This window comes from Mesorhizobium sp. WSM4841, assembly GCF_055811515.1.
This window is the reverse complement of the sequence record NZ_JBVVQC010000013.1, coordinates 38842-62954: the sequence shown is the minus strand read 5'-3', so window position 1 is coordinate 62954 and position 24113 is coordinate 38842. Positions and strand designations below refer to the sequence as shown.

The window sequence follows — 24113 nt, the reverse complement described above, 5'->3', positions numbered from 1 at the left end:
CGTGCACAGGCTCATGCGGCGGCAGCCCTCGTCCCGGTGTCGGCAAGCCTGCGGGCGAGCCTTAGCGCAGCGATCAGGCTGTCAGCCCGGGCTATGCCCTTGCCGGCGATATCGAAGGCGGTGCCGTGATCCGGTGAAGTGCGGATGAAGGGTAGGCCGAGCGTGACGTTTACCGCCTCGTCGAAGGCCAGCGCCTTGGCCGGGATCAGCGCCTGGTCGTGATACATGCACAGCGCCACATCGTAGCCGGCTCGGGCGCGGGCATGGAACAGCGTGTCGGCCGGCAGCGGCCCGAAGGCGTCGATGCCCTCCGCCCTCAGCCTGTCGACCGCCGGGCGGATGATGCGCTCGTCCTCGGCGCCCATCGCGCCGCCTTCGCCGGCATGCGGATTGAGGCCGGCAATGGCAAGCCGCGGCTTGGCGATGCCGAAGCGGTGTTCGAGGTCGGCGGCGGTGATGCGGGCGGTCGCGACGATCAACTCCGTCGTCAGCGTTTTCGGCACCTCGCGCAGCGCAATGTGGATGGTGACCGGAACCGTGCGCAACTCGGGACCGGCGATCATCATCACCGGCATCGCATCTGCGCAGGTGTGGAGCGTCGCCAGATGCGCCAGATATTCGGTGTGGCCGGGGAAATGGAAGCCGGCATCGTAGAGCGGCTTCTTGGCGATCGGGCACGTGACGACTGCTGCTGCGCGGCCGCCAAGGCAGTCGTCAACAGCGCGGTCGATCGCCTCGATGATGCCGGCGGCGTTGGCTGGGTCCGGCCGGCCGGGGCTGTCGACGAAGCGGATGGCAAGCGGCATGATGGGCAGCGCGCGTGTAAAGACGCGCGCCGCTTCGGCTGGCATTGTCTCCGTGATTGGCACATCGGCGCCGAGCAGGCGCGCCCGTGCGGCGATCAACGCCGGATCGGCGATAAGATAGAAGGGCGGCACACCGGCGCTGTCGCGCGCCTGCCAGGCAGCAATGGCGATTTCCGGCCCGACGCCGGATGGATCACCGGCGCTCAGCGCCAGCGGAAGCTCTGCCTCTGGCGACTTCAGCGCTCAACGATGCGGGCTTTCTTCCGCAACTCCTCGACATACTTCTTGGTGAGCTCGTCGGCATCCTTGCCGCTCGAGCCTTCGCTCTGGAACACCATCTGGGCGGCCTTGTCGTCGGACACTTCGCGCGACGAGCAGATGCCGATGAACTCGACGCCGCGGTCTGTTTCGCGCGTGGCGGTGGCGCCGCCGACCTTGGTGGCCTTGATCTGGTCGGCCCAGTCCGGCGGCAATTGCGGCGCCAGTATCCGGCCGAGATCGCGAACGGTGACGTCGATCAGGCCCTTGGCAAATTCGCGCGAGGTGTTGCAGCCGTTGAAGCGGGCGCGCATGGCGTCGGCCTCGCGTTTGCGCTTGGCCAGCGTCGCGCTGCGCTCGGCCGCCGGCACGACGAAGATGACCTGCTGCAGCATGTACTCCATGGCGGTTGGCTTGGTGCCGCCATTGTCGAGCATGCGCCTGACCACGTCCTGCTCGCTCATGGCGCCGCCGCTGTCGGAGCGATGGCGCGCGGTCAGCGCCTGGTTCCAGGCCATCTGGGAGCGGATGAATTCCTTGAAATGCTCCTTGCCGACGCCGGACTGCGCCATGACGCCGTCGAGTTGCTTGAGCTGCATCTTGTTGGTCGTGGCAAAGCGCTGATAGGCGGCGTCGACCTGGGCGTCGCTGATGCGGATGCCGAGACGCTTGGCTTCGGCGACGCGCAGCGTCTGCTCGATCATCTCCTCGGCGGCGTCGCCTTTCTTGCGCTGCAGGCGCAGGAAGGCAGCCCGATGCTGGATGTCGCCGGTGGTGATCGGTACGTTGTTGACGACGTATTTTATCTGGCTGGCGAAAGCCGGCGGCGTCATCATGGTGATCGAGGCCGAGGTCGCCGCCACCAGCAGCGCGAACCCTGCCGAAAAGAGGTATTTCCTCATCGAAAGCATCCCAATTCTATCTCGGTTCCGGCCCAATTCTATCCCATTTTGAGGGAGCTGGAATCCGTGCCTGCCCTATGCGGCGAAACGATGTCGTCAGAAGCGATGTGCGTCCACTTGGACGTACAAGATACGCTCTGACACTTTGAATCGTGCTTTCCGAAAATCAATTCCCGATTTCGGGCCGATGCGTTGGCCGGCCGCCCGTTCCGATCGTCTGCTGCTGGCCAGTCGTCTGCTACTGGACAGTGTCGATGGAACTTTGTGTCGAGCCGAAATCGCCGAGCGTGCGGAACGACAGGTTGAAACCGATGTTCTGCGACACTTCCTTGGTGCTCAGGTCGCGGGATTCCGAGAATGTCATCAAGTAGGTGAAGCATGAATCACTATAGGCAAAGCCGACCCCGTCCTTGACAAGGACGCTTTGCTCCAGATCGTAGGTGCCGGTTCCGAAGACACGCCAGTTCTCTGCAAGTTGCGTCGACGCGCCGAGCGTGACCTCGTGGCGATCGGTCGTGAAGCCATAGAGTGGCTGCGCCTGGATGAAGGCGTATTTGGCACTGAACGAAATCGGCAGGCCGGAATAGGCTGCCTTCACCTCGGCGCGGCGAACCTCGAAGCTCTGCTCGTCGAAGCGGCCGCTGACCGAGCCGGAAAGCCCCCTGGGGCTGTTGAAGCCGACAAGGCCGACATAATCGGAGGTCGCGTTCTCGAGGCCCGAATCGGCGCCGACGTTGACAAGGTCCGGCGCCGCGAAGGAGTTCTGGCCGTCAATCTGGTAGGATTGGCCGAACAGCGCGTTGGTGCTCCAGCCATTGTCATAGGCGCCGGAATAGCGCAGCCCGATATTGGCGCGCGTGCCGCCTTCCAAGCGGTCGTAACCGGAGAACTTGTCGCGCTCGAACAATGTCGTGGCGTCAAAGACGAAGCTCTGCGCGTCCTCGTTGGGGACAGCGAGGCCGCCGACATATTGCTCGTTCGGACGCACGAACACCTGCGCCATCGGCTCGAAGATGTGGCTGGAACTGGTCGACGAGAACAGCACCGGCCAACGCATTTCCAGCCCGGCGGTCGCCATGAAGCGGGCGAGCGACGATCGCATATCGTCGTCGACGCCGAGGTTAGACGCCATCTGATTGATGGCATTGAGCGATCCCGAAGAGGCATTGACATAGCCTGCGTCGCCGCGCAGCGCCAGCAGCGGCGTCAGCAGCAGCCCACCATCGGTGGTGAAGGTGCGCTTCCATTCCGCTTCGGCGGTGAGACGGCCCGACTGGCCCTCGATGCCGCGGACTCTGTTGACGGATGCATTGTTGTTCGGATCGGCAAGGACCGTATCCAGCCTGTCGCGGCTGATGGTCTGCGCGTTGACATTGAACGACAACTGCCCGCCGCCCACCGCCATGTCGGGGATGTAGGCGTAGTCGAGCGAGGGCAGCACCCAGGGCTGCTTGCCGGCGAGTGCGGTCGGATCGTCAGGGAGTGTCTCTTCCTGGACCTCGAAGCGCATGGCGCGCACGTCGAAATAGTTGCGGCCGTTGAGGCCGGTCAGGTAGATCGAGGAGCGATGCACGCTGTCGTTGAAGTCCTCGATGGCGTAGGTGCGTGAGAAGTTCTTGTCGGTCTGCAACAGGACATCCCAGCCGAAGTCCCAGCGCGGATTGATAGCGAACTGGCCCTTGGTGCCCATCATGCCGCGAAACTTGTTCGGGTCGCCGGGCGCACCCGAATCGACATTGTGCCCGTCGCTGTTGATGAACTCGTCGGGATCCTCTTGCCGGATGCCGGCGATCTTCAGGCTGTACTGGCCGTTGTTGAAGCGCTGGCGCCACTCGGCTTCGCCGAGGAAGCCCTGCTTGGTATAGCCGCTGCCGGTGACGGTGAGATCGTAAGTTGGTGAGAGCGCGAAATAATAGGGAACTTTGACGCCGATGCCGAGATCGCTCTCGTAGGCGATGCCTGGAATCAGGAAGCCGCTCTTGCGCTTGACGGTCGGGTCGGCAATCTCGAAGGCCGGCAGATAGGCGAGCGGAAAGCCGAAGAACTCGAAATTCGAATTCTCGAAGCGAACCGTCTTCTTTTCGCCGTTCCAGATGATCTTTCTGGCCTTGATGCGCCAGGTAGGCGCTTTGTCCGGTTTGTCCTCGCACGGCTCGCACGCCGTGTAGACGCCGTTGTGGAACGTCGTCAACACGCCGCCCATGCGCTCCGCGCTTTCGGCGGCGAAATAAGCCTTGTCGACGGTTTCGACACGCAGCGCGTTGACGAAGCCGTCGGCGAAATCGTCGGTGATGTCGACGTGCTGCGAATAGATCTTGGTGCCGTCGCTGTTGATGACCTCGACATTGCCGCTGGCGACGAGGCGTTTGGTGTTGCGATTGTATTCGACCCGCTGGGCGACGAGGCGGTTGCCGCCGTAATCGATCTGCACGCCGCCGACGGCCGTCACTGTCTGGTTGTCGTTGTCATAGACCAGCGTATCCGCCGCCAGCAGCATTTGCGAGCCGGCGGGAACGTCGGCTGCCATGTCGCTGATATCCTGGGCAAAAGCCGGGATATTCGGGACGACGCAAGCGAGCAGGCATGCCAAGGCGCTCGCCCCATAGAGGCGCGCCAAACCGGCCTGCCTATGGATGCGTAAAGCCGCCCCCCTCACTAGCCGTCTTCCTTGTACAGCAAGAAAGTCACCCCGAAGAACATAGCCACGACAACCGGAACCCATGCAGCCACGACTGTGGGTACGAATCCCGCCACGCCGAATGCCTTGACCAGCACTGTCACGACATAAAGCAGAAACCCGGCCAGGACGCCACCCAGAATCATCGTTGCGGATTGGCCCATCCTCGCAAATCGCATCGACACCGTTGCGGCGATCAGCGTCATGGCGACGAGAAGGAACGGCAGCGCCACCAGCGAATCGAACTGCATGGCAAAGGCATTTGCCTTGAGGCCGAAGGAGCGGGCAACCTCGATCTTGCCGGGCAGATCATAGAAAGGAATGGTTTCCGGGCGCGCCAGCCGCTCTTGCACGAATTCGGGCTTGAGATTGGTCGGCACCCGGTCGCTTGCCACCGACTGGATGTTGCCGTCCCGGAAAACCTTGACGTCCTGCAGTTCCCAGTAGCCGTCCCGCAAAAAGGCGTGCGCCGCGTCCTTGCGTTCGACGATGTCACCTTGCGGGTTGAGGACGAAGAAGACGGCGTCGGCCATCTCCAGGCCCTGATTGAGAATGGCGCGCGCGCCGATGATGGTATCGCCGGAACTGGTTTTCTGCCGGATCCAGGGCTCGGCGTCGGCCGAGACGGTGGTCGACTTGCCGGAGCGGAGCTGGGTTTCGATTTTTTCGGACCAGGAAAACGCATGCGCAGCGATCGGGTTGATGACGCCGACCGACAACACCCCGAACAGCAGCGCCCCGATGCAGCACGGCAGCAGGAATTGCCATGCGGACACACCGGCCGAACGCGCGATGACCAGTTCATATCTGCGGTTGAGCGAGACCAGCGTTGCCATCGCCGAGAACAGGCCGACGAAGGGCACCGTCTGCAGCATGATCATCGGCATCCGCAACCCTGAAATGGCGAACGCCGTGCCGTAGGTAAAACCCGGCAAGCCGGTCGTGCGGCCGGAAAGCTCGGTGAAGTCGATCAGGAACACAAGCGCCAGGAGGCCGATGAAGAACCAGATGGTGATCGTCACGTAGCGGAAGAAGAAGTATCTGCCCAGAGTCCAGCCCATTAGCGTATCCAGCCCATCAGCCGGCCCCTTGGCCAGAAGCGCCGCGCCTGGCGAAGCGGAGCTTCAGGGCGCTCCAGCCGTCACCGAAGCGGCCGGCGAAATTCGTCATCCAGTCGGCCCAGGCGACCGGCAGCTCCATGGTCCGGTTGGAGACGATGAACCATGTCGCGACTGCGGACGCCACGATAGGGACGCCGTAGACCATATAGGTGTATTGCGGAACGTTGTCGGCCTTGCCGGCGGCAAAGAAACCAAGCCAGCGCACGAAAAGCGCAATCGCGATGGCCGTGATCAGCGGATGAATGCGCGCCTCGCGATGGGAGCGCGCGTCTCCCGCCACTGCAAGCGCGATCAGCGCGAAAACGAGTGAATAGGACCATTCGGAAAAACGCTGGTGGAGCTCGGCCAGGTACTTGTTCGGCCTTTTCTGGAATATCTTGTCGTTCGGACTGGGATTGAGCAGGTACTGGGTCGTCCGGTCCTTCGGCAAGAGCAATACGTCCGATGAGGCTGACATGAAGGCGGACAGGTCGAAGGCATAGGAGGTGAACCGGATGACCGAAAGATCGCCGGCCAGCGTTTCGCGATGGATAACGCCGTCGTTCATCATCAGCACCCTCTCGTCGCCGCTATCGATGATGGCGCCGCTCTTGGCGTAGTAGATAAGGTTGACGCCCTCTTCGCGTGAATCGGCGACGAAAATGCCGCCAAGGCGGTTGTCCGGAAGCCGCTCGCCAATCTGCAGGAACAAGCCGTCATCGATCTTGCGGAAGGTGCCTTCCTGGATAATCAGCGACAGAAGATCGGCACGCGAAGACGCCACCAGCTCGCGGTTTTTCTGTCGTGCATAGGGGTCGACGCCGTTGTCGACGGCAAACGAAAAGATGCTGGCCGCCAGCGCCAGGAGCATGATCGGCCTGACGATGGTCCAGCGCGAAGCGCCCGCGGCGTTCAAGACGGCAAGCTCAGAATCGGAATTCATCGCGCTCAGTGTCTGGGCGACCGCGACCACCAGGGCGAAAGGCACGACGATCGGGACGATCGACGGAATGATCAGCGCAGCGACTTCGAAGAAGGTCAGCGCCGACTGCCCGCTGTCGGTGACAAGGTCGATGCGGGCGAGCACCTGCGTCGTCCACACGATCGCCAGCGTCCAGATGAGCGCTGCCAGGAAGACCGCCAACGCACGACGCATGATGTAGCGTTCAACGACCTTCATGAAGGCTTTTCTCGATTTTGCCGAACGGCATCATGCCTCCAGACAAGGTAGTCGCCCGGCGACGACTCTACAACCGGTCCGTTGGCGGTTCGATCTGGTTCCCGTCCCAGATCGATATTTCCGGTGGGCCGGAGTGTCGGCGGCAATGGATAAGAAAGGGCGAACATCAATGGTTAACAACACGTTGCGGCAGGAAAGCGGGGCCGTGCCGCGACGAATCGCCATCGATTCCATCCGCCATATGGGATCGGATTCCGGCAAAGTCTTGCCAAATGCCGGAAAACGACCAAATGTCGCGCCGATCACGGTCCTGGCCGCCGTAGCTGCGACGGCGGCGAGACGAACCCGAAATTGCCCGGCCTGTGGTTTACCGGCATGCGGCCAAGCATTCGCGGTTGCTTCGCCAAACGCACGAATTCAGGCCAACGCATTCGCGCAGGAGGATCGTCAGGCAGGGGTGATGATTGAAAATTGGGGTGGTGCTTCCGATCGGAAACAGCCAAATATCTAGTTTCGCCAAGGCACTCTCCCAAAAATCCAACGCCGTTCCCGAAAGCAGGACATGATGACTTCGAGACCTTCGATCGCCTTCGCCAAATTCGCAGCGCCCAAAAAGGGCAGTGTCTTCGTGCTGGCGGCCAACGATGGCGGTCTCGGCGATGCTGCAAAGGCTTGCGATCCGGCAAAGACCCTGGAGCGGGCGTTTCCGGTGGCCGACTTTTCCGGCAAATTCGCCGGCCTGGTCGAAGTGCTGGCGCCGGAGGGCACATCGCTCGACCGGCTGGTGGCGGTCGGCGCCGGCAAGGTCTCGGGGCTCGACGACCATGCCTGGCTCAAGCTTGGCGGCACCATCGCTGCGTCCCTGCGCAAGGCGACAGAGGTGGCCGTCGTGCTCGATCTGCCGGGTGCTGACGTCGGCGGCAGGCAAGCGGCACAGCTTGCCGCGGGCATCCTTCTGCGCAGCTATGCCTTCGACAAGTACAAGACGAAAAAGGAGAATGGCGACGGCCAGCGCGACGGCAACAAGGCCGAGCCCAAAAAGCCGGTCAAGGTGACCATCCATACCACCGATCCGGCTGCGGCGAAAAAGGCATTCGCCGACGAGGCGGCGGTAATCGACGGGGTGCTGCTGGCGCGCGATCTGGTCAACGAACCGGCCAATATACTCGGGCCGGTGGAATTCGCCGCCCGCGTCAACGAACTGGAAGCGCTCGGCGTCACGGTCGAGATCCTGGTCGAGAAGGAGATGAAGAAGCTCGGCATGGGCGCGCTGCTCGGCGTTGCGCAAGGCTCGCCGCGTGGCGCCCGCCTGGCCGTCATGCGATGGAACGGCGGCAAGGCCAAGGACAGCCCGATTGCCTTCGTCGGCAAGGGCGTCACATTCGACACCGGCGGCAATTCGATAAAGACGGCCTCCGGCATGGAGGACATGAAGGGCGACATGGGCGGCGCGGCGGCCGTGACCGGGCTGATGCACGCGCTGGCCGCCCGCAAGGCCAAGACCAATGTCGTCGGCGTCATCGGGCTGGTGGAAAATGCCGTTGACGGCCATGCGCAGCGCCCCGGCGACATCGTCACCTCGATGTCGGGCCAGACCATCGAGGTGCTCAACACCGACGCCGAAGGCCGTCTGGTTCTGGCCGATGCGCTGTGGTACTGCAACGATCGCTTCCAGCCGAAATTCATGGTCAATCTGGCGACGCTGACCGGCGCCACCATGGTCGCGCTCGGCCAGCATTATGCCGGCCTGTTCTCCAACAATGACGAATTGGCGAACAGGCTGACGAGCGCCGGGCAGGCGACGCAGGAACGAGTGTGGCGAATGCCGCTCGGCACCGAATACGACAAGCTGATCGATTCGAAAAATGCCGACATGAAGAACATCGGCGGCCGCTATGGCGGCGCCATCATCGCGGCGCAGTTCCTGCAGCGCTTCGTCAAGGATACTCCCTGGGCGCATCTCGACATCGCCGGCACCGCGATGGGCGCGCCGTCCAGCGAGATCAACCAGTCATGGGCCTCCGGCTTCGGCGTCAGACTGCTCGACCGGCTGGTGCGCGACAACTACGAGGGGTGAGGCCTTTCAAGGCGCAATCATGGCCGACGTCCTGTTCTACCACCTGACCGAATCGACTCTGGAGGATGCGCTGCCCGGCCTGCTCGAGCGCAGCGTCGATCGCGGTTGGCGCGCCGTGGTGCAGACCGGCACCGAGGAGCGGCGCGACGCGCTGGACCAGCATCTTTGGATTTTCAGAGACGATTCCTTCCTGGCGCATGCGACCGACCGCGAATCCTATCTGGCCGAGCAGCCGATCCTTTTGACAACCGGCCAGGACAACCCCAACGAAGCGCAGATACGCTTCCTGGTCGACGGCGCGGTGCCGCCGGAGCTTCTCGGCTATGAACGCGCCGTGTTCCTGTTCGACGGCCACGATGCGGCCCAGGTCGAGGCGGCGCGCACGCACTGGAAGACGATGAAGGAAGCCGGCCACGCGGTCACCTACTGGCAGCAGTCTTCAGACCGGCGCTGGGAACGCAAGGCGTAAAGCTGCCGCGTTGGCTATCCCGATGCCGCTGGCAGCCATACGCAGAATGACAACGTAGAAGGCGACGTGAACCCAGCACGCGACACGCTCCTGCGAGCGAGGCGATCCCTCCAGAGGAAACGGCTTCCGATCGAACCGCCGCCACCAGACGATACGGAAGGCCGTGAGAGAAGCAGGACTATGATCGCTACCGGAATGTGACACGGAGGAAACCGCAGTGGTGGCCGCATCCATGGCCTTCGCTGCCTGAAAGCCGGAGCCCAGCAGGGCCAGAATCAGAAGGGGCTCAGCCAGTGAATTGAGACCGCTATCGTGCCGTAGCGATCAGCTCTGCTCTTCAGCATCTTCTTCTCCTTCGAATTTCTTCCGCAGCGCCTTCATGACACGGCCGGCCGTTTCGAGGTCTTCGATGGGAAACCCCTCCGCGAGCGTGTTGACCCGTGGTTCGTACAATCTGATCGCGGCATCATAGGTCTGCTGTCCCTTATCGGTTAGCACGACAAGGTGCGCGCGGCGGTGATGCGGATTGGGTTCGAACCTGACGAGCCCTTCCTTCGCCAAATCGTTGACGATGCGCTGCACGTTCTGGCGGTTGGCACCGAGATCGCGTGCGAGCCACGCGACCGGCTGCGGGCGTTCGGCTGCGACAATGGCGCCGAGGATCTGCCAACGGGCGCTGGTCAGCCCAAGCGGAGCCACGAGCCGATCGCCCCACGTCAAAGTCAGGTTATTGACCCTGAACAGGCCGAGAATGAGATCGGTCAAGGCTTCACCCGCCGGCGTTCGATTTGGGGTCTTCGTTGTTTCGTCCATTTGTCACCATAGGGTGGTATTGACATTATAATGTCAATTAGCTACGTGTGCATCATACCAGATCGACATCGTATAACCAAATTGGAAAGGAACCTATCATGTCTCTTATGCGCCCACTGGACCCTGCATTCCCGATCGAACGTCAGATCGCAATCGATGCTGCTTCCGTCGTGCTCGTGAACGTATTCACGCTCGACAAGGCGGACGAACAGACCTTTCTCCGAGCCTGGCAGGACGATGCGCTGTTCATGAAACAGCAGCCGGGTTTCATCTCGACCCAGCTTCACCGCGCGGTCGGCGAAAGTCCTACTTATCTGAACTATGCCGTCTGGGGATCGACAGCAGACTTCCGGACTGCGTTCATGCATCCGGAGTTCAGGGCGAAACTCTCAGTCTATCAAGCTTCGGCGGTCGCTTCCCCGCACCTGTTTCAAAAAGTCGGCGTGGCGGGCGTCTGCCTCGCGTAGGCGTGGCGTCAGCAAGAGTTCGAAGTCATCAAAATCGAAAGAAAAGAAAGGCAGGAGAGATTCCGTTGCGACTCCTATTCAACATTCTCGCTATCTCTGGTTCGGCGATGTTCGCCGGCGTCATGCTGACGATCGGCGTAACGTTGGGCGGCTACTGGAAGAGCCTTCCGGCTGCCGAATTCCTCGATTGGTTTAGCCAGAACGACCGGTTCATCATAAGGACGATCCCCCTTGTCGTCGTTCCGACCCTCATCGGCCTGATCGGTTCGCTCTGGCTCAGTTGGAGCGAGGGAGGACTACGTGCACTGTGGATCGGGGCGATCGCCTGTGTCGCTGCCGTTCTGGTTCTCACTATGGCCTGGTTCCTTCCGACCAACGCGCAATTCGCCACCAAGTCGATTCCCCTGGATCAGGTGCCCGCCCGGCTAGACACCTGGCTCATGGTCCACAACGTTCGAATCCTGCTCGCTACCGTCGCGTCGGTGCTCGGGATTCTGGCAGTCGCTCGGTGAAGGGCGGGACCGGCGCTGGGAACGCAAGGCGTAGTAAAGCCTGCCATCTTGGCTATCCGCAACCCGGGATAGATCGCGGAGCAATTGGCTCACGACGCCGAAGAAAGCATCGGACCGAAACCGGGAAGAACACTGAAGGGGGTGGTTTGCTGATCGTTGAGACGCGCTACACCTGAAGCCGTTCAGCCAAGTCAATGAAGTCGCTGGCCACCAGGTCCCAGGCCTGATCAGGGTGCAAGTCCGTGGTCTGCGCTAACCCGTGCTCGGTCGGACGCGGGACAAAGGCTGTTCGCAATCCGCATGCCCGAGCCGCTGCAAGGTCGCCATTGTGGGCGGCCACAAGACAGATCTCAGCTGGCTTCATTGCCAGGACGTCAGCGGTGCGAAGATAGGCTTGCGGCATCGGCTTGTACGCCTGCACGACTTCGGCGCCGAGGATCGCATCCCAGGGGATGCGACTACGCTTCGCCATGTTGAGCATGAGGACGATGTTACCGTTCGAGAGCGGTGCGATGATATAGCGGGCCTTCAGCCGTGTGAGGCCGGCCACCGCGTCCGGCCATGGCTCCAATCGGTGCCATGCCAGGTTCAGTTCGTCCAGTTCGGACGCTGGCACCGAAGCCGGGTCGATCCCGAATTCTGGCAAAACAGCTTCCAGATTCTCCCGATGCAGCACGTCGAGCCGTGTAAAAGGCCGCCGGCCGCTGCGCACCTCCTCCATCGCTGGGGAGTAACGGCTGCGCCACGCATCCGCGAAAGCGGTAGGAATGGCGGATACTGCTCCATGCCGCTTCAGGAACGATTCAGCTTCGCGCGCCACGCCGCTGCGCCAATCGACGACAGTGCCGAATACGTCGAATACCAAGGCACGTACACCATCCAATGCCATCACATTCGGCTCCTCGATCCGCACAATACATGACCGTCGCATTCGGGTGGCGAGCGCCTCTTGCGGCTGTCGCAAAAATCGGTCGCGAGACACCCACTTTTGCGAGGGACATTTGCGACAGGCAAACCATTGACCGGATGGACAGGGTGAAACTATCGCGAAGCTCAGGATATGTGCGAAGGGCGACCGGCATCACTACTCCAGAATGACGACGGCCTCCACCTCGAAGAGCATGGGGTCAATTGCAAGCTTGGGAACGGGAATCAGGGTCTGCGCCGGCAGCGCCTCACCGAACATTTTCTTGACGTTCTTGGTCAACACCTCAAGCTTGGACATATCGTGATCGACCACGAAGACCGTGAGCTTGGCGACCTGATCCGGCCTGGCACCGAGCTCATCGAGGGCGGTACGCAAATTTGCGTAGGCCTGCCCAACCTGGACAGCGAAGTCGGGCGACAAGGCTCCCGTGCTGTCTTGGCCGCCCTGTCCGGAGATGTAGGCCACCCGGCCATCGCGGGGCGTGATCACCGCCGTGCTGTAGCCATTCGGCGACGGGTCGTAGAGGTTTTGTGGATTGACGATGGTCAGCTTGAGATCCTTCTCACTCGCTGTTGTCGCAGCGGGAACTCCAATGGTCATGATGATTAGCCCTCCGATAAGCAGATGCTTGATTTGCGCGTGACATGATTTTCTCTTGGCTCTGCGAGCAACGTACCCTCGCGGCCGGCATGATTGAACTTTAACCGTATCGCCCATACGATGACTCGTGCGATGTACGAGTCATCGTATGGTACGCCGTACGAGTCAATCGTTCAAGATCGACATTCGTCGCGTTGCCGGTTCAAAATCGACGTTCTGAACAGCGAGGGAGACGGATGGCTGCAAAACGCAGCGGCGCCCGGAGCAAACGAGGGATAAATGAGCGGCTCCAGCCCGTGCAGGAGCCGCGCAGTGAACCGCCGCTCTCTCGGGAACGCATCGTGGCGACCGCGGTAGAACTGCTGGACGCCCAGGGAGTCGACGGATTGACGATGCGTCGGCTGGCCGATCGCCTCGGTTCGGGCGTGATGAGCCTGTATTGGCACGTCGACAACAAAGAGGATGTCTTTGATCTGGCGCTCGACTCGGTGCTCGAATATCGCGGACCGCCGCAAATGGTTGAGTCTCGAGACTGGCGCGGAGAAGTCGTTCATATGCTCGAAGACTGGCGCGCCAGCATGCTGCGCCATCCCTGGTCGGCATCGCTGTTGCCGCGCCGGGCACTCGGCCCGAACATACTCAGTCGCCTGGAACTGCTGAGCAACACCTTGTCCAGAGCCGGGGTTGCGGACGCAGATGTGAACGTCGCGATATGGTCGCTCTGGAACTATGTGATGGGCGCCACCATCACCCGGGCGAGCTTCGACCTCTCGGACGACGACAGGGTCGCCGCGCAGCAACGCCTTACACGTCTCAGCGAACGCTACCCGACAATCGAACGCTCTCGTCTGCTGTTGGATAACGATTGGGGCGGCACCTTCCGGAAAGGCCTCGGTTTCCTCCTCGATGGCCTCTCTCCAGGATGAGGCTGAACGGTAGCTTTGGCTCAAAGCGACTGTCGCAAAATCCCCGTTTAAACGACAGTTTTTGCACCTGATTTTTGCAACGTCGCAGCGGAAGCCTTTGCGGCAAGGTTTAAGGTTCCACAGCGGGTCGTGAGCCGAAATGCAAACTGAGACACTGCCCAGGGCACTTGACGAAAGGTCGGCCGCGCGCAAATCTGCTAAGATGTCAGACCAATTTTGTATGTAGGTTCCCATGCGAGCGCGCGGCGAACTGCCCGGGGCATCTGCTACGCGTGTGGCAATCGCCACGCTCCCGCCATTGGATCGCGGCAAGCAGGTCATGGAAGCGCTGGCCGACTATGTCGAGCGCGCTGCGTTGAAGAGCGGTGACCGGCTTCCGACCGAACGCGAATTGATGGCCGCGCTTTCCGTCGGGCGCTCGACGATACGCGAGGCGATGGGGCGTTTCGAAGCGCTCGGCGTCACCGAGACCCGCAAAGGCAGCGGCACCTATCTGCTCAAGCCGATATCCGCCGGCACGATCCATTTGCCGCTGTCGCTCGATACGGCAGAGCTGCGCGATGGTCTCTTGCACACCCTCGAGGTACGCCGCGGCATCGAGGCCGAGGCAAGCATGGTCGCGGCGCGGCGGCGGACTGTCGACGATCTGCGGACGATCGAGGAAAAACTCATCGAGATGGAGCGCGTCCATCTCGCCACCGGCACGTCGGGTCCGGAAGACCTAGCCTTTCACCTGGCCGTCTACGACGCCACGCACAACCCGCTTTTCCGGCAGCTCCTGGGGCAGATGCGCGAAGCGTTCGAGCGCTTTTGGGACCATCCTTTTGACCGGCAGGATTTCGCGCGGCGATCGTTCCCGTATCACCGCGAACTGTTCGATGCCATCGTCGCCAGGGACGCGGAGCTGGCGCGGGGAAAAACGCTGAAGATCCTCGAGATCGTGGAAGAGGATATCGAGGAAATGTCGAAATGAACGGTCCCGATTTTTTCGACCAGGCATCGCTGATCGCCGCGCATGACGAGGGCAACGCCTTCGATGCCGTCGTGCCGCCGATCGTGCAGACCTCGCTCTTCACCTTCCCGAACTATGACGAGATGCTCGAGACGTACCGCGGCGAAAAGGTGCGGCCGACCTACACGCGCGGGCTAAACCCGACCGTGCGCATGTTCGAGGAAATGCTGGCAAAGCTGGAGGGCGCCGAGGACGCGATCGGTTTTGCGAGCGGCATGTCCGCCATCTCGTCGGCAGTGCTGAGCTTCGTCGAGCCGGGCGACCGCATCGTCGCGGTCAGGCATATCTACCCGGACGCGTTCCGGCTGTTCGGGACGCTGCTCGCGCGCATGCGCATCGAGGTGACCTATGTCGACGGGCGCGACGAAGCCGCTGTCGCGAGCGCCCTGCCTGGCGCCAAGCTGTTCTATATGGAAAGCCCGACCAGCTGGGTCATGGAAACCCATGACATCGGTGCGCTCGCTGCGCTGGCAAAGTCCCGCGGCATCCCGACCATCATCGACAACAGCTGGGCCAGCCCGGTCTTCCAGCGGCCGCTGTCGCTCGGCGTCGATGTGGTTGTCCACTCCGCGTCCAAGTATCTGGGTGGCCACAGCGACGTCGTCGCCGGCGTGGTCGTGGGCTCGAAGGACTTGATTGGCCGCATCCGCGGCGAAGCCTACCCATATCTCGGCGGCAAGCTGTCGCCATTCGACGCCTGGCTCTTGATTCGTGGCTTGCGCACACTGCCGATCCGGATGCGCGCGCATCAGGCCTCCGGCCTCGAAATCGCACGGCGCCTGCAGGATCATCCGATCGTCGAGAAGGTCTGCCATCCGGGGTTGGCCAACCTGCTTCCTGCGGGGCTCACCGGCACGTCGGGCCTGTTCTCATTTGTCTTCCGCGACGGCATCGACATCCGGACGTTTGCCGACCACCTCAAGCTGTTCAAGCTAGGCGTGTCCTGGGGCGGCCACGAAAGCCTCATCGTGCCCGGCGAGGTCGTGCTGCAGCAGAAGGCCCAACCCAATTCCGCGATGGCGTTCGGCGTCCATCCGCGGTCCGTGCGTCTCCATGTCGGCCTCGAGGGAACCGAGGCGCTGTGGAGTGACCTGGAAACGGCTATCACAGCCGCTTCCGAAGAAAAGACCTGAAGCAACCAGACAAGAAGGGAACGGAAAATGAAGAAGCTTCTTATCGCCGCATTCGCCACCGTACTGATGTCGGGTGCTGCACTCGCCGACACGACGCTGAAGCTCGTGGAGGTGATCACCAGCCCCGAACGCACCGAAACCCTGAAATCGATCGTCTCCAAATTCGAGGCCGCCAACCCGGGCACGAAGGTCGAGGTCATCTCGCTGCCCTGGGGCGAGGCGTTCCAGAAATTCGCGACCATGGTGTCCGCCGGCGAAATCCCCGACGTCATGGAGATGCCGGACACCTGGCTGTCGCTCTATGCCAACAACGGTCTTCTCGAGAGCCTCGAACCCTATCTTGCCAAATGGGAGCACACCTCGGGCCTCACCGATCGCGCGCTCGAACTCGGCCGCGACGTGAACAACACCGCCTACATGCTGCCCTACGGCTTCTATCTCCGGGCGATGTTCTACAACAAGAAGCTGTTCCAGGAGGCTGGTGTCACCGAGCCGCCCAAGACGATGGACGAGTTCGTGGCGGCATCGGAAAAAGTATCCAAGCTTCCAGGCAAATATGGCTACTGCCTGCGCGGCGGGCCGGGCGGCCTCAACGGCTGGATCATGTTCGGCGCAACCATGGCCGGGTCCAACAAGTTCTTCAATGAAGACGGCACCTCGACGATGAACAGCGAAGGCTGGGTCAAGGGACTGACCTGGGTCGTCGACCTGTACAAGAAGGGATTGGCACCGAAGGACAGCGTCAACTGGGGTTTTAACGAAATCGTCGCCGGATTCTACACCGGCACCTGCGCAATGCTTGATCAGGATCCAGACGCGCTGATCGCAATCGCCGAGCGGATGAAGCCGGAAGACTACGGCGTCACGACCATGCCGAAGGGGCCGTCCGGCAAGACGTTCCCGACCATCGGCTATGCCGGTTGGTCGATGATGGCGGCAAGCCAGAACAAGGACCTCTCCTGGAAGCTGATCGAAACGCTTGAAGGGCCCGAGGGCAATGTCGAGTGGAACAAGCGCACCGGTGCGCTGCCGGTCCACAAGTCGGCCGAAACGGATCCCTTCTACGCAAGCGAGCAGTTCAAGGGCTGGTTCGCCGAACTCGAGGACAAGGATGCGGTGCCGACGGTCATGCCGACCTATCTCGAGGAGTTCGCCTTCTTCAAGGACTCGATGGTCATCAAGACCAGTCAACAGGCATTGCTCGGCGACATCACGCCCGAGGAAATGGCCAACCAGTGGGCCGACTATCTGACCAAGGCGCAGCAGAAGTACCTGGCCAAGAAATAAACGGCGGACCTAGAGCATCGGAGCCGCCCATCGCCGGGTGGCTCCGATAGGCCTCGTCCATGGTCGATTGGAAGGATGTCCAATTGGAACGAAAGCGTTAGCTGATGGTTTTTGACGCCACCGCCGGGTTCCCGGAATCGCGCCGCCGGTCGCTGGTCGACCGGATCACGCGCCACGCCGAGCCATATCTTTACACCGCCCCGGCGCTGATTCTGATCGTCACCATCATGCTGGCGCCGCTGGTGCTAGGCCTGTCCTACGCCTTCCGTGACGTGCACTTGCTTAATCCCTTCTCTGGCGGGTATGTCGGGCTCGATCATTTTCGAACCCTTTATGACGACGAAAATTTTTATCGGGCGCTGCGCAACACGCTGTGGTGGACCGGCGCGTCCGTCTTCCTGCAGTTCGTATTCGGCCTGGTCCTGGCGCTGTTGCTCGACCGGCCGTTTGCCGGCCGCGCCATAGCGCAGGCGCTGGTGTTCCTGCCCTGGGCGGTGCCGACCTTCCTCACCGGGCTCAATTGGGCGTGGCTGTTCAATCCCGTCATCGGACCGCTGCCGCATTGGCTTTATGCGCTCGGCCTGATGAGCGAGCCGGCCAACATCCTTTCCAATCCGCAGCTCGCCATGTGGGGACCGATCATCGCCAACGTCTGGTGGGGCATTCCCTTCTTCGCCATCACGCTGCTGGCCGCGCTTCAGGCTATCCCACGCGACCTCTACGAGGCGGCGGCGATCGACGGCGCCGGCGCGATCAGGCGGTTCACGTCGATCACGTTGCCATTCCTGGCGCCGACCATTGCGATCACCGTGCTGTTGCGCACTGTCTGGATCTCGAACTTCGCCGACCTGATCATCGTCATGACCAGCGGCGGGCCGGCCGACCGCACGCAGATCGTCGCGAGCTACATCTTCACGCAGGCCTTCAGAGCCCTTGATTTCGGCTACGCCTCGGCCATCGCGCTGGTGCTGCTCGTCCTGCTGCTCGCCTATTCGATGCTGATCGTCATGCTGCGGCAAGTCCTGATGGATCGGTCGTGATGGGTCGGGGGATGACCAGATGAACAGGTATTCGACCTTCGGCACCGCGCTGCACCGCCTTGCGATCCTCTGCTACGTGGTCTTTGCGCTGTTCCCGCTGTTCTGGCTGTTGAAAGTATCGGTGACGCCGAACGACCTGCTCTATTCGGAGGGCGTGCGGATGTGGCCGTCGCGGATGAGCTTTGAACATTTCCGTTTCGTGCTCGCCCACAGCGCATTCCCGGTCTTCTTCAGGAACAGCATGATCGTTGCCGGCGCAACGGCCGTGATCGTGACGCTGCTCGCGTCCCTCTCCGGCTATGCGTTGTCGCGTTTCACCTTCCGCGGCAAATACTGGCTGGTCGCGCTGATGCTGCTCACCCAGATGTTTCCATTGGTGATGCTGGTCGCGCCGATCTTCAAGATGCTCTCGCCGCTCGGGCTGACCAACAGCCTGACCGGGCTGGTGGTCGTCTACACCGCCTTCAACATCCCCTTCGCGACGTTCCTGATGCAGTCGTTCTTCGACGGCATTCCCAAGGAACTGGAGGAGGCGGCCAAGATCGATGGCGCCACGCAGTTCATGGCGTTTCGCCAGATCATCCTGCCGCTGACGCTGCCCGGCATCGCCGCGACGCTGGGCTTTGTATTCACCGCCGCATGGAGCGAGCTGCTGTTCGCGCTGATGCTGATTTCGGGCAACAGCGCCGCAACGTTTCCGGTCGGTCTGCTCACCTTCGTGTCGAAATTTTCGGTCGATTTCGGGCAGATGATGGCGGCCGGCGTACTGGCGCTGATCCCGGCCTGCCTCTTCTTCCTGTTCATCCAGCGCTATCTGGTCCAGGGCCTGACGGCCGGCGCGGTCAAGGGCTGAGTGAGGTTTCATGGCATCGATCGACATCCGCAACGTCCGCAAGAATTTCGGCATCGTCTCCGTGCTGCACGGCGTCGACTTGTCGATAAAGAACGGCGAGTTCGTGGTGCTGGTGGGGCCGTCGGGCTGCGGCAAGAGCACGCTGCTGCGCATGATCGCCGGGCTCGAGGAGGTGACCGAAGGCGAGATCCGGATCGACGGCATGCGCGTCAATGAGCGGGCGCCCAAGGACCGCGACATCGCCATGGTGTTCCAATCCTACGCGCTCTACCCGCACATGAATGTCGCCGAGAACATGAGCTATGGCCTGCGGATCCGTAAGGCCGCCCGCGAGAAGATCACGGCCGCTGTCAGCAATGCGGCCAGGAAGCTTGAGCTGCAGCCGCTGCTTGCGCGGCGGCCGAAGGCACTGTCGGGCGGTCAGCGCCAGCGCGTGGCGATGGGCCGCGCGATCGTGCGACAGCCCAAGGCATTCCTGTTCGACGAGCCGCTGTCCAATCTCGACGCGCGCTTGCGCGAGCAGATGCGGGCAGAGATCAAGAAGCTGCACCGCGATCTCGGCGCGACCTCGATCTATGTCACCCACGACCAGATCGAGGCGATGACCTTGGCCGACCGGATCGTCGCCATGCATGAGGGCGTGGTGCAGCAGGTCGGCAGCCCGCTGGAGCTTTACGATCGCCCCGCCAACCTGTTCGTCGCCGGCTTCATCGGATCGCCGGCCATGAATTTTCTGTCGGCACGCTACGAGGTCGGCGCAGGCACGGCCGGCGCACGATTGCCTGACGGAACGCTGATTGCGCTTTCGTCAGCCTATCAACTCGAGGAAGGCGCGGCGGTAACGCTCGGCATCCGGCCGGAGCATGTCGAGATATCGCCGGCCTCGGAGGGCAGCCTGAGGGCGACGGTCGACCTGATCGAGCCGACCGGCTTCGGCATCATCCTGCATCTCGGCCTGCATGGCCTGCCATTCAACGTCTTCACGCTCGACCGGGCCGCGCTCACGGCCGGTCCGACGGTGACGGTGGCATTCCCGCCGCAACATTTGCATCTGTTCGATGAGACTGGAAAGCGCGCATCGGAATCGATCCTCCAGAAGGGGAAGGGCTGATCCCCCCTTTCGGCCGTTCCGATCATTCGAATTTTCCCAAAACCGGTTCCCACCTTTGGGTCCGATGCTATTGTCCTATCTTGGCACCGCCGAATTCGATACGACATTCGATCTCGGCGTCGACATGGCTCCTGGGACGAGATGGAACGCGCCCGCGGCGGCGCTAGATCATGATCCCGAACCGAAGGTCAGCGAAGCAAAAAGTGGGAACCGGTTTTCGGACGAGATCATGGTCAAACAACAACAGGGCTAGGTAGTCGAGCGCATGCGCTTTCTGTTTCTTCTGATCCTGCTCGCCGGCACCGGCATCGGCGTCGTCTATCCCTGGGCGATGACCAATTTCTCCGGCCATGAGATCGGCACCTGGCGGGTCTACGAACAGGGCCGGTTCAGGCCGGTGACGGTGCCGCTGTCCGGCCGCGACGCGCCGGTGCGGGTGCTGGTCGATCTTACCGCCAGGACCGAACGCATCGTCGTATCGCAACAGCGCACCGTATTGACGCTGACCGCCGCCACCGGTGGCAGGACGGTGCTCGCCTCGACACTGCAGTTCACCCATTCGGAAAATCCGCGCCAGGTCAGCCCGCAACTGCCGGACAAGATCTTTCGCGACGAGGCAGGACTGATCCCGATGGTCAGCCCTGGCCCCTACATCTTCACCGTCGGCCCCGGCGACGCCGAAGGCATTGAGATGCGGGCGGTGGATCTCGTGCTGCGCTCCGGTGTCGGCGAGATCGACCGCCGGGCGCGGCCGGTCGGCTTCTCGCTGATGGCGGCCGGCCTGATCGGGCTGCTGCTGGCGTTGCGTTTCGGCGGGCGGCGACCGCAAAATCCGAATTCGCAGCCGCCACCGCCGCGCTGGGGCAGGGGCTCGAGTTAGCTCGTGAATTACCGCCACGCCTATCACGCCGGAAACTTCGCCGATGTCGTCAAGCATGTCGTGCTGAGCCGGCTCGTCGAATATTTGAAACAGAAGGACAAGGCGTTTCGCGTCATCGACACCCATGCCGGCATCGGCCGCTACGACCTGGCGTCGACTGAAGCGCAAAAGACCGGCGAATGGCAAGGCGGCATCGGCCGGCTGGTCGGCGCCGAGATCGGCGCCCCTGCGGCAGCACTACTGGCACCTTATCTGGAAGCTGTCCGTTCGCTCAATCCCGAAGGCGGCGTGAAACAATATCCCGGCTCGCCGCTGATCGCGCGTCATCTCATGCGCAAGCAGGACCGGCTGTCGGCGATCGAATTGCATCGCCAGCATGCCGCGAAACTGAGGGCGCTATTCCAAGGCGATTTCCAGACCCGGGTGATCGAGCTCGACGGTTGGTTGGCGCTCGGCGCGCATCTGCCGCCGAAGGAAAAGCGCGGCCTCGTACTCGTCGATCCGCCGTTCGAGGAGGAGGGCGAGTTCGATCGCCTCGTCGACGGGCTGCGGAAAGCCCATAAGCGCTGGCCCGGCGGCATCTATGCTTTGTGGTATCCGGTCAAGGACCGCAAGGCGGTCGCCGCCTTCCGGAAGGCGCTGGTGCAGTCAGGCGTCCCGAAGCTGCTCGACATCGGCTTCGAGATCAGGCCGCCATCGGCCGAGCCCAGCCTCGACGGCAGCGGCATGGTGGTGGTCAACCCGCCGTTCACGCTGGAAGGCGAATTGCGCACGCTGCTGCCGGCTTTGCACACATTGCTTGCCGTTGAAAAACCGGCGCACTGGACGCTGGAATGGCTGGCGCCGTAGGGCGGCAGAGGTATTCGCGCGCCTGTCCTGGCTGAAGGCGATTTCGAACTAGGAAACCATTGTCTCTACAACCGCTTGACCGCGCGCAAGCGAATCCGCACAGTGCGCGCAATCGACCATAAGAGGCTGCCATGACTCGCTTCGCCCAATCCGCTCTTGCCGCACTGATCGCACTTTGCACGCCACTCGGCACGTCCCTGGCTGTCACCCAGGCAGCAAAGGCTGCCGACCTTGCCGTCTACGTCGACGAAGACAGCGGAGTTTGCGGTGAGGCTTGGGTGCTGAACAAGATCACCAGCCGCTTCTCCTACCAGGTGCACCACGTGCCGAATCTGCCCGATGTCGAGATCACAGATTTCCAGCGCATCCACCAGCACCGCTATCTGCCGGCCAACGAAACCTGGCCGATCGGCCGCCGCTATTGCGGCGCCACCGTCAGCCTGTCCGACGGCCACGCCCGTACCATCTGGTATCTGATCGAGGAAGGGCAGGGCTTTGCCTCGATCGGCGACAATGTCGAATTCTGCGTCTCGGGCTTCGACCGCTGGATGGTCTACAACGGCCGCTGCCGCGTCCTGCGCTGAACGCGTTTACCTGGCTGCTCCGCCTCATCGAGGATGGCGCGAAGGAAGGCGGCGTGACCGCGAAAGGCGCGCCGTCCGATTGACGTCGCCTTGACCCGCGTTTGCGGCCGACGTCCGACAAACAGCTTTTCGACATCGACATATCCCGCCTTGGCAAGCGTATCGATATGCGCGCCGAGATTGCCGTCGGTCGCATAGACGATGGCCTTCAATCGGGCGAATTCCAGCGCATTGCGCCTTTCCAGAGAATTCAGCGTGGCCATGATCCTGAGCCGCACGCTCTGGTGGATGATTTCGTCGGCAGCCATCATCGGGCCTGCTGTGGTGTCCGGCGTTCAGTCTCACTGATCTGGGACAGCGCCGCTCGATCTTGCGCGAATGACATGCGCTTCTCCCGCATACTGCAGAATACTCTGCTGAATAGAGTAATCTGTCAACCTTAGCAAAAAATTGCCCCTCTCGAACGCAGGCAAGGTCCTGGCGCAGAGCGGGGCCGCGTCCTGCTTTTGCAGCTTGTGTAGATCGTCCGGTTGACAAGACGATGAGATCGTTGAAGCAGCCGCATCATGGTGTTGCCGGTCGATGATCAACGAGCAAAACGCTTGCTAACCTTCAGCGCTTCGTAGCAAGATTGGTCCGGCAAAGCGCGGACAATGTCTGTAGCAAACCGTCGGCAAAGATCGAAGAGCAGAAACGGCATTTTGCGAAATCAGCACGAGCGTGTGTCGCCTGTAACCAAAACTTAAACTGAAAAAATCATGCTAATGCTTCGCTGGCTAGACAAGCGCGAGTCAGATATGCATTACGCGCCGGGTCATTAACGGCCGTCGGCACAACTAAGGGGCATGATATGGCTAAACAGTCATCCAAAGCGCCGGCATCCAAGTCACCGGCAAAGAAGGCACCGGCAAAGAAAGCACCAGTAAAAGCAGTGGCGGCAAAGGCCGCGGCCGCTGTGAAGAAAGCAGCACCTGCTGCCAAGCCGAAGGCCGCCGCGGCCAAGGCAAAAGCAGCGCCGGCCAAGAAGCCGGCCGCGAAAGCCGCGGCAAAACCGGCAGTGAAGAAAGCAGCACCAGCCAAGGCCAAAGCAGCGCCGGCCAAGAAGCCGGCCGCGAAAGCCGCGGCGAAGCCGGCAACGAAGAAAGCAGCACCTGCCAAGACTGCGCCGATAAAGAAGGCTGCACCGGCCAAGAAGGCTGCGCCGGCAAAGAAAGCGGCTGCAGCGAAGTCTTCGGTAGCGGTGAAGAAAGCAGCGCCGGCGGCCAAGCCGAAGGCGAAGGCAGCGCCCGCGAAGGCGAAGGCCAAGAAGTAATCGCGTTTCTTCGCTCGCGGAGAAGACAGTTAAGGGCGGGTGCCGGACAGGCGCCTCGCTCGCAGGGTCAGTGCTCGGGCAAGAATAGAGGCGGAGGGAAGACAGCTTTTCGCAGCTCCCAGGACTTCGCCGCACGGCGAAGTCCGGTGGGGCATTTCTCTGTGCCCGCAGAGGAATTCTCGGTGCAAGACCGGTGGCTAGGTTCGGGTCTGTCTGACCTGTTCAGATTCTCTTGGGCTGCAACTGCCGTACCGCTCATTGCCTCAAGATCGCAGAGGAACGGTCGTCTGCCGTGGCGCCCGGTTTTTCCGCCTGTGGGCTGTTGATCATGCCGGCA

Annotated in this window: 25 protein-coding genes; 15 read left to right on the top strand and 10 right to left on the bottom strand. The window is 61.9% G+C overall.

From position 1 onward, the window contains the following. Nucleotides 1-11: 11 nt before the first annotated feature. The 5 genes from pdxA to lptF form a co-directional block, all read right to left on the bottom strand. On the bottom strand, nt 12-1046 hold the full coding sequence (pdxA, locus tag AC0L14_RS17295; protein WP_473750225.1) for a 4-hydroxythreonine-4-phosphate dehydrogenase PdxA: 1035 nt from the start codon (nt 1044-1046) through the stop codon (nt 12-14). Beyond that, nucleotides 1043-1975, bottom strand: coding sequence for a peptidylprolyl isomerase (locus AC0L14_RS17290; RefSeq protein WP_473528030.1), 933 nt, complete (start codon nt 1973-1975; stop codon nt 1043-1045). Before AC0L14_RS17290 ends, pdxA begins: the two co-directional genes overlap by 4 nt. Before the next feature lie 229 nt (nt 1976-2204). Beyond that, nucleotides 2205-4493, bottom strand: a complete 2289-nt coding sequence (locus AC0L14_RS17285) for an LPS-assembly protein LptD (RefSeq protein WP_473486698.1) — start codon at nt 4491-4493, stop codon at nt 2205-2207. A 128-nt stretch (nt 4494-4621) separates the two neighbouring features. Beyond that, nucleotides 4622-5704 carry an LPS export ABC transporter permease LptG gene (gene lptG / locus AC0L14_RS17280; RefSeq protein WP_473486699.1) on the bottom strand — a complete coding sequence of 361 codons (1083 nt, stop codon included), beginning with the start codon at nt 5702-5704 and terminating at the stop codon, nt 4622-4624. A gap of 16 nt (nt 5705-5720) precedes the next feature. After that, nucleotides 5721-6923, bottom strand: coding sequence for an LPS export ABC transporter permease LptF (gene lptF, locus AC0L14_RS17275; RefSeq protein ID WP_473486700.1), 1203 nt, complete (start codon nt 6921-6923; stop codon nt 5721-5723). Between the two features lie 145 nt (nt 6924-7068). Here lptF and AC0L14_RS17270 point away from each other — a divergent pair, with 145 nt between their 5' ends. Genes AC0L14_RS17270 through AC0L14_RS17260 form a run of 3 tightly spaced genes read left to right on the top strand, consistent with a single transcriptional unit; the run spans nt 7069 to nt 9469 of the window. Next, entirely contained in the window at nt 7069-7434 is a 366-nt protein-coding gene (locus AC0L14_RS17270; protein ID WP_473486701.1) for a hypothetical protein, read from the top strand. Nucleotides 7435-7488: 54 nt separating this feature from the next. Continuing rightward, nucleotides 7489-9000: a leucyl aminopeptidase gene (locus AC0L14_RS17265; RefSeq protein ID WP_473486772.1), complete on the top strand. Its 1512-nt coding sequence runs from the start codon at nt 7489-7491 to the stop codon at nt 8998-9000. Nucleotides 9001-9019: 19 nt separating this feature from the next. After that, nucleotides 9020-9469 (top strand): DNA polymerase III subunit chi, encoded by a 450-nt coding sequence (locus tag AC0L14_RS17260; protein ID WP_473486702.1) that lies wholly within the window; start codon nt 9020-9022, stop codon nt 9467-9469. A 324-nt stretch (nt 9470-9793) separates the two neighbouring features. Here AC0L14_RS17260 and AC0L14_RS17255 read toward each other — a convergent pair whose 3' ends face one another. Beyond that, on the bottom strand, nt 9794-10282 hold the full coding sequence (locus tag AC0L14_RS17255; protein WP_473486703.1) for a MarR family winged helix-turn-helix transcriptional regulator: 489 nt from the start codon (nt 10280-10282) through the stop codon (nt 9794-9796). Nucleotides 10283-10380: 98 nt separating this feature from the next. On the opposite strand from AC0L14_RS17255, the gene AC0L14_RS17250 reads away from it, so the two are divergent. Together AC0L14_RS17250 and AC0L14_RS17245 are read left to right on the top strand one after the other, a co-directional pair. Continuing rightward, the gene (locus AC0L14_RS17250) at nt 10381-10749 is read left to right on the top strand and encodes an antibiotic biosynthesis monooxygenase family protein (RefSeq protein ID WP_473486704.1); all 369 of its coding nucleotides are present in this window, start codon (nt 10381-10383) and stop codon (nt 10747-10749) included. A gap of 65 nt (nt 10750-10814) precedes the next feature. Beyond that, a complete protein-coding gene (locus tag AC0L14_RS17245) occupies nt 10815-11261 on the top strand; it encodes an anthrone oxygenase family protein (protein ID WP_123149753.1) in 447 nt (148 codons plus the stop codon). Nucleotides 11262-11427: 166 nt separating this feature from the next. Here the strand turns inward: AC0L14_RS17245 and AC0L14_RS17240 are convergent, their stop codons facing one another. Further along, nucleotides 11428-12150, bottom strand: coding sequence for a haloacid dehalogenase type II (locus AC0L14_RS17240; protein WP_473639406.1), 723 nt, complete (start codon nt 12148-12150; stop codon nt 11428-11430). Nucleotides 12151-12345: 195 nt separating this feature from the next. Beyond that, nucleotides 12346-12789 carry a RidA family protein gene (locus tag AC0L14_RS17235; protein ID WP_473486707.1) on the bottom strand — a complete coding sequence of 148 codons (444 nt, stop codon included), beginning with the start codon at nt 12787-12789 and terminating at the stop codon, nt 12346-12348. A gap of 236 nt (nt 12790-13025) precedes the next feature. Here AC0L14_RS17235 and AC0L14_RS17230 point away from each other — a divergent pair, with 236 nt between their 5' ends. From AC0L14_RS17230 to AC0L14_RS17185, 10 genes are all read left to right on the top strand, one after another. After that, complete coding sequence (locus AC0L14_RS17230; RefSeq protein ID WP_473528028.1) at nt 13026-13715, top strand: TetR/AcrR family transcriptional regulator; 690 nt, start codon at nt 13026-13028, stop codon at nt 13713-13715. A 232-nt stretch (nt 13716-13947) separates the two neighbouring features. Then, a complete protein-coding gene (locus AC0L14_RS17225) occupies nt 13948-14688 on the top strand; it encodes a FadR/GntR family transcriptional regulator (protein ID WP_473486709.1) in 741 nt (246 codons plus the stop codon). After that, the gene (locus AC0L14_RS17220; RefSeq protein WP_473750197.1) at nt 14685-15860 is read left to right on the top strand and encodes a PLP-dependent transferase; all 1176 of its coding nucleotides are present in this window, start codon (nt 14685-14687) and stop codon (nt 15858-15860) included. The genes AC0L14_RS17225 and AC0L14_RS17220 overlap by 4 nt, the downstream gene beginning before the upstream one ends. Nucleotides 15861-15887: 27 nt before the next feature. Next, entirely contained in the window at nt 15888-17147 is a 1260-nt protein-coding gene (locus tag AC0L14_RS17215) for an ABC transporter substrate-binding protein (protein WP_473528026.1), read from the top strand. Between the two features lie 104 nt (nt 17148-17251). Next, nucleotides 17252-18187, top strand: a complete 936-nt coding sequence (locus AC0L14_RS17210; RefSeq protein WP_473750196.1) for a carbohydrate ABC transporter permease — start codon at nt 17252-17254, stop codon at nt 18185-18187. Nucleotides 18188-18206: 19 nt separating this feature from the next. Beyond that, entirely contained in the window at nt 18207-19040 is an 834-nt protein-coding gene (locus tag AC0L14_RS17205) for a carbohydrate ABC transporter permease (RefSeq protein ID WP_473486713.1), read from the top strand. A gap of 10 nt (nt 19041-19050) precedes the next feature. Beyond that, nucleotides 19051-20151: an ABC transporter ATP-binding protein gene (locus tag AC0L14_RS17200; RefSeq protein ID WP_473486714.1), complete on the top strand. Its 1101-nt coding sequence runs from the start codon at nt 19051-19053 to the stop codon at nt 20149-20151. Between the two features lie 265 nt (nt 20152-20416). Beyond that, nucleotides 20417-21031, top strand: coding sequence for a hypothetical protein (locus AC0L14_RS17195; protein WP_473486715.1), 615 nt, complete (start codon nt 20417-20419; stop codon nt 21029-21031). 3 nt (nt 21032-21034) lie between these two features. Then, nucleotides 21035-21880, top strand: coding sequence for a 23S rRNA (adenine(2030)-N(6))-methyltransferase RlmJ (locus AC0L14_RS17190; protein ID WP_473750195.1), 846 nt, complete (start codon nt 21035-21037; stop codon nt 21878-21880). 131 nt (nt 21881-22011) lie between these two features. Beyond that, nucleotides 22012-22464: a hypothetical protein gene (locus AC0L14_RS17185; RefSeq protein ID WP_095496612.1), complete on the top strand. Its 453-nt coding sequence runs from the start codon at nt 22012-22014 to the stop codon at nt 22462-22464. Here AC0L14_RS17185 and AC0L14_RS17180 read toward each other — a convergent pair. Continuing rightward, a complete protein-coding gene (locus AC0L14_RS17180; RefSeq protein WP_473750194.1) occupies nt 22434-22772 on the bottom strand; it encodes a transcriptional regulator in 339 nt (112 codons plus the stop codon). The two genes, AC0L14_RS17185 and AC0L14_RS17180, sit on opposite strands and share 31 nt — an antisense overlap. 448 nt (nt 22773-23220) lie before the next feature. After that, complete coding sequence (locus AC0L14_RS17175; RefSeq protein WP_473486717.1) at nt 23221-23769, bottom strand: hypothetical protein; 549 nt, start codon at nt 23767-23769, stop codon at nt 23221-23223. Nucleotides 23770-24113 lie beyond the last annotated feature (344 nt).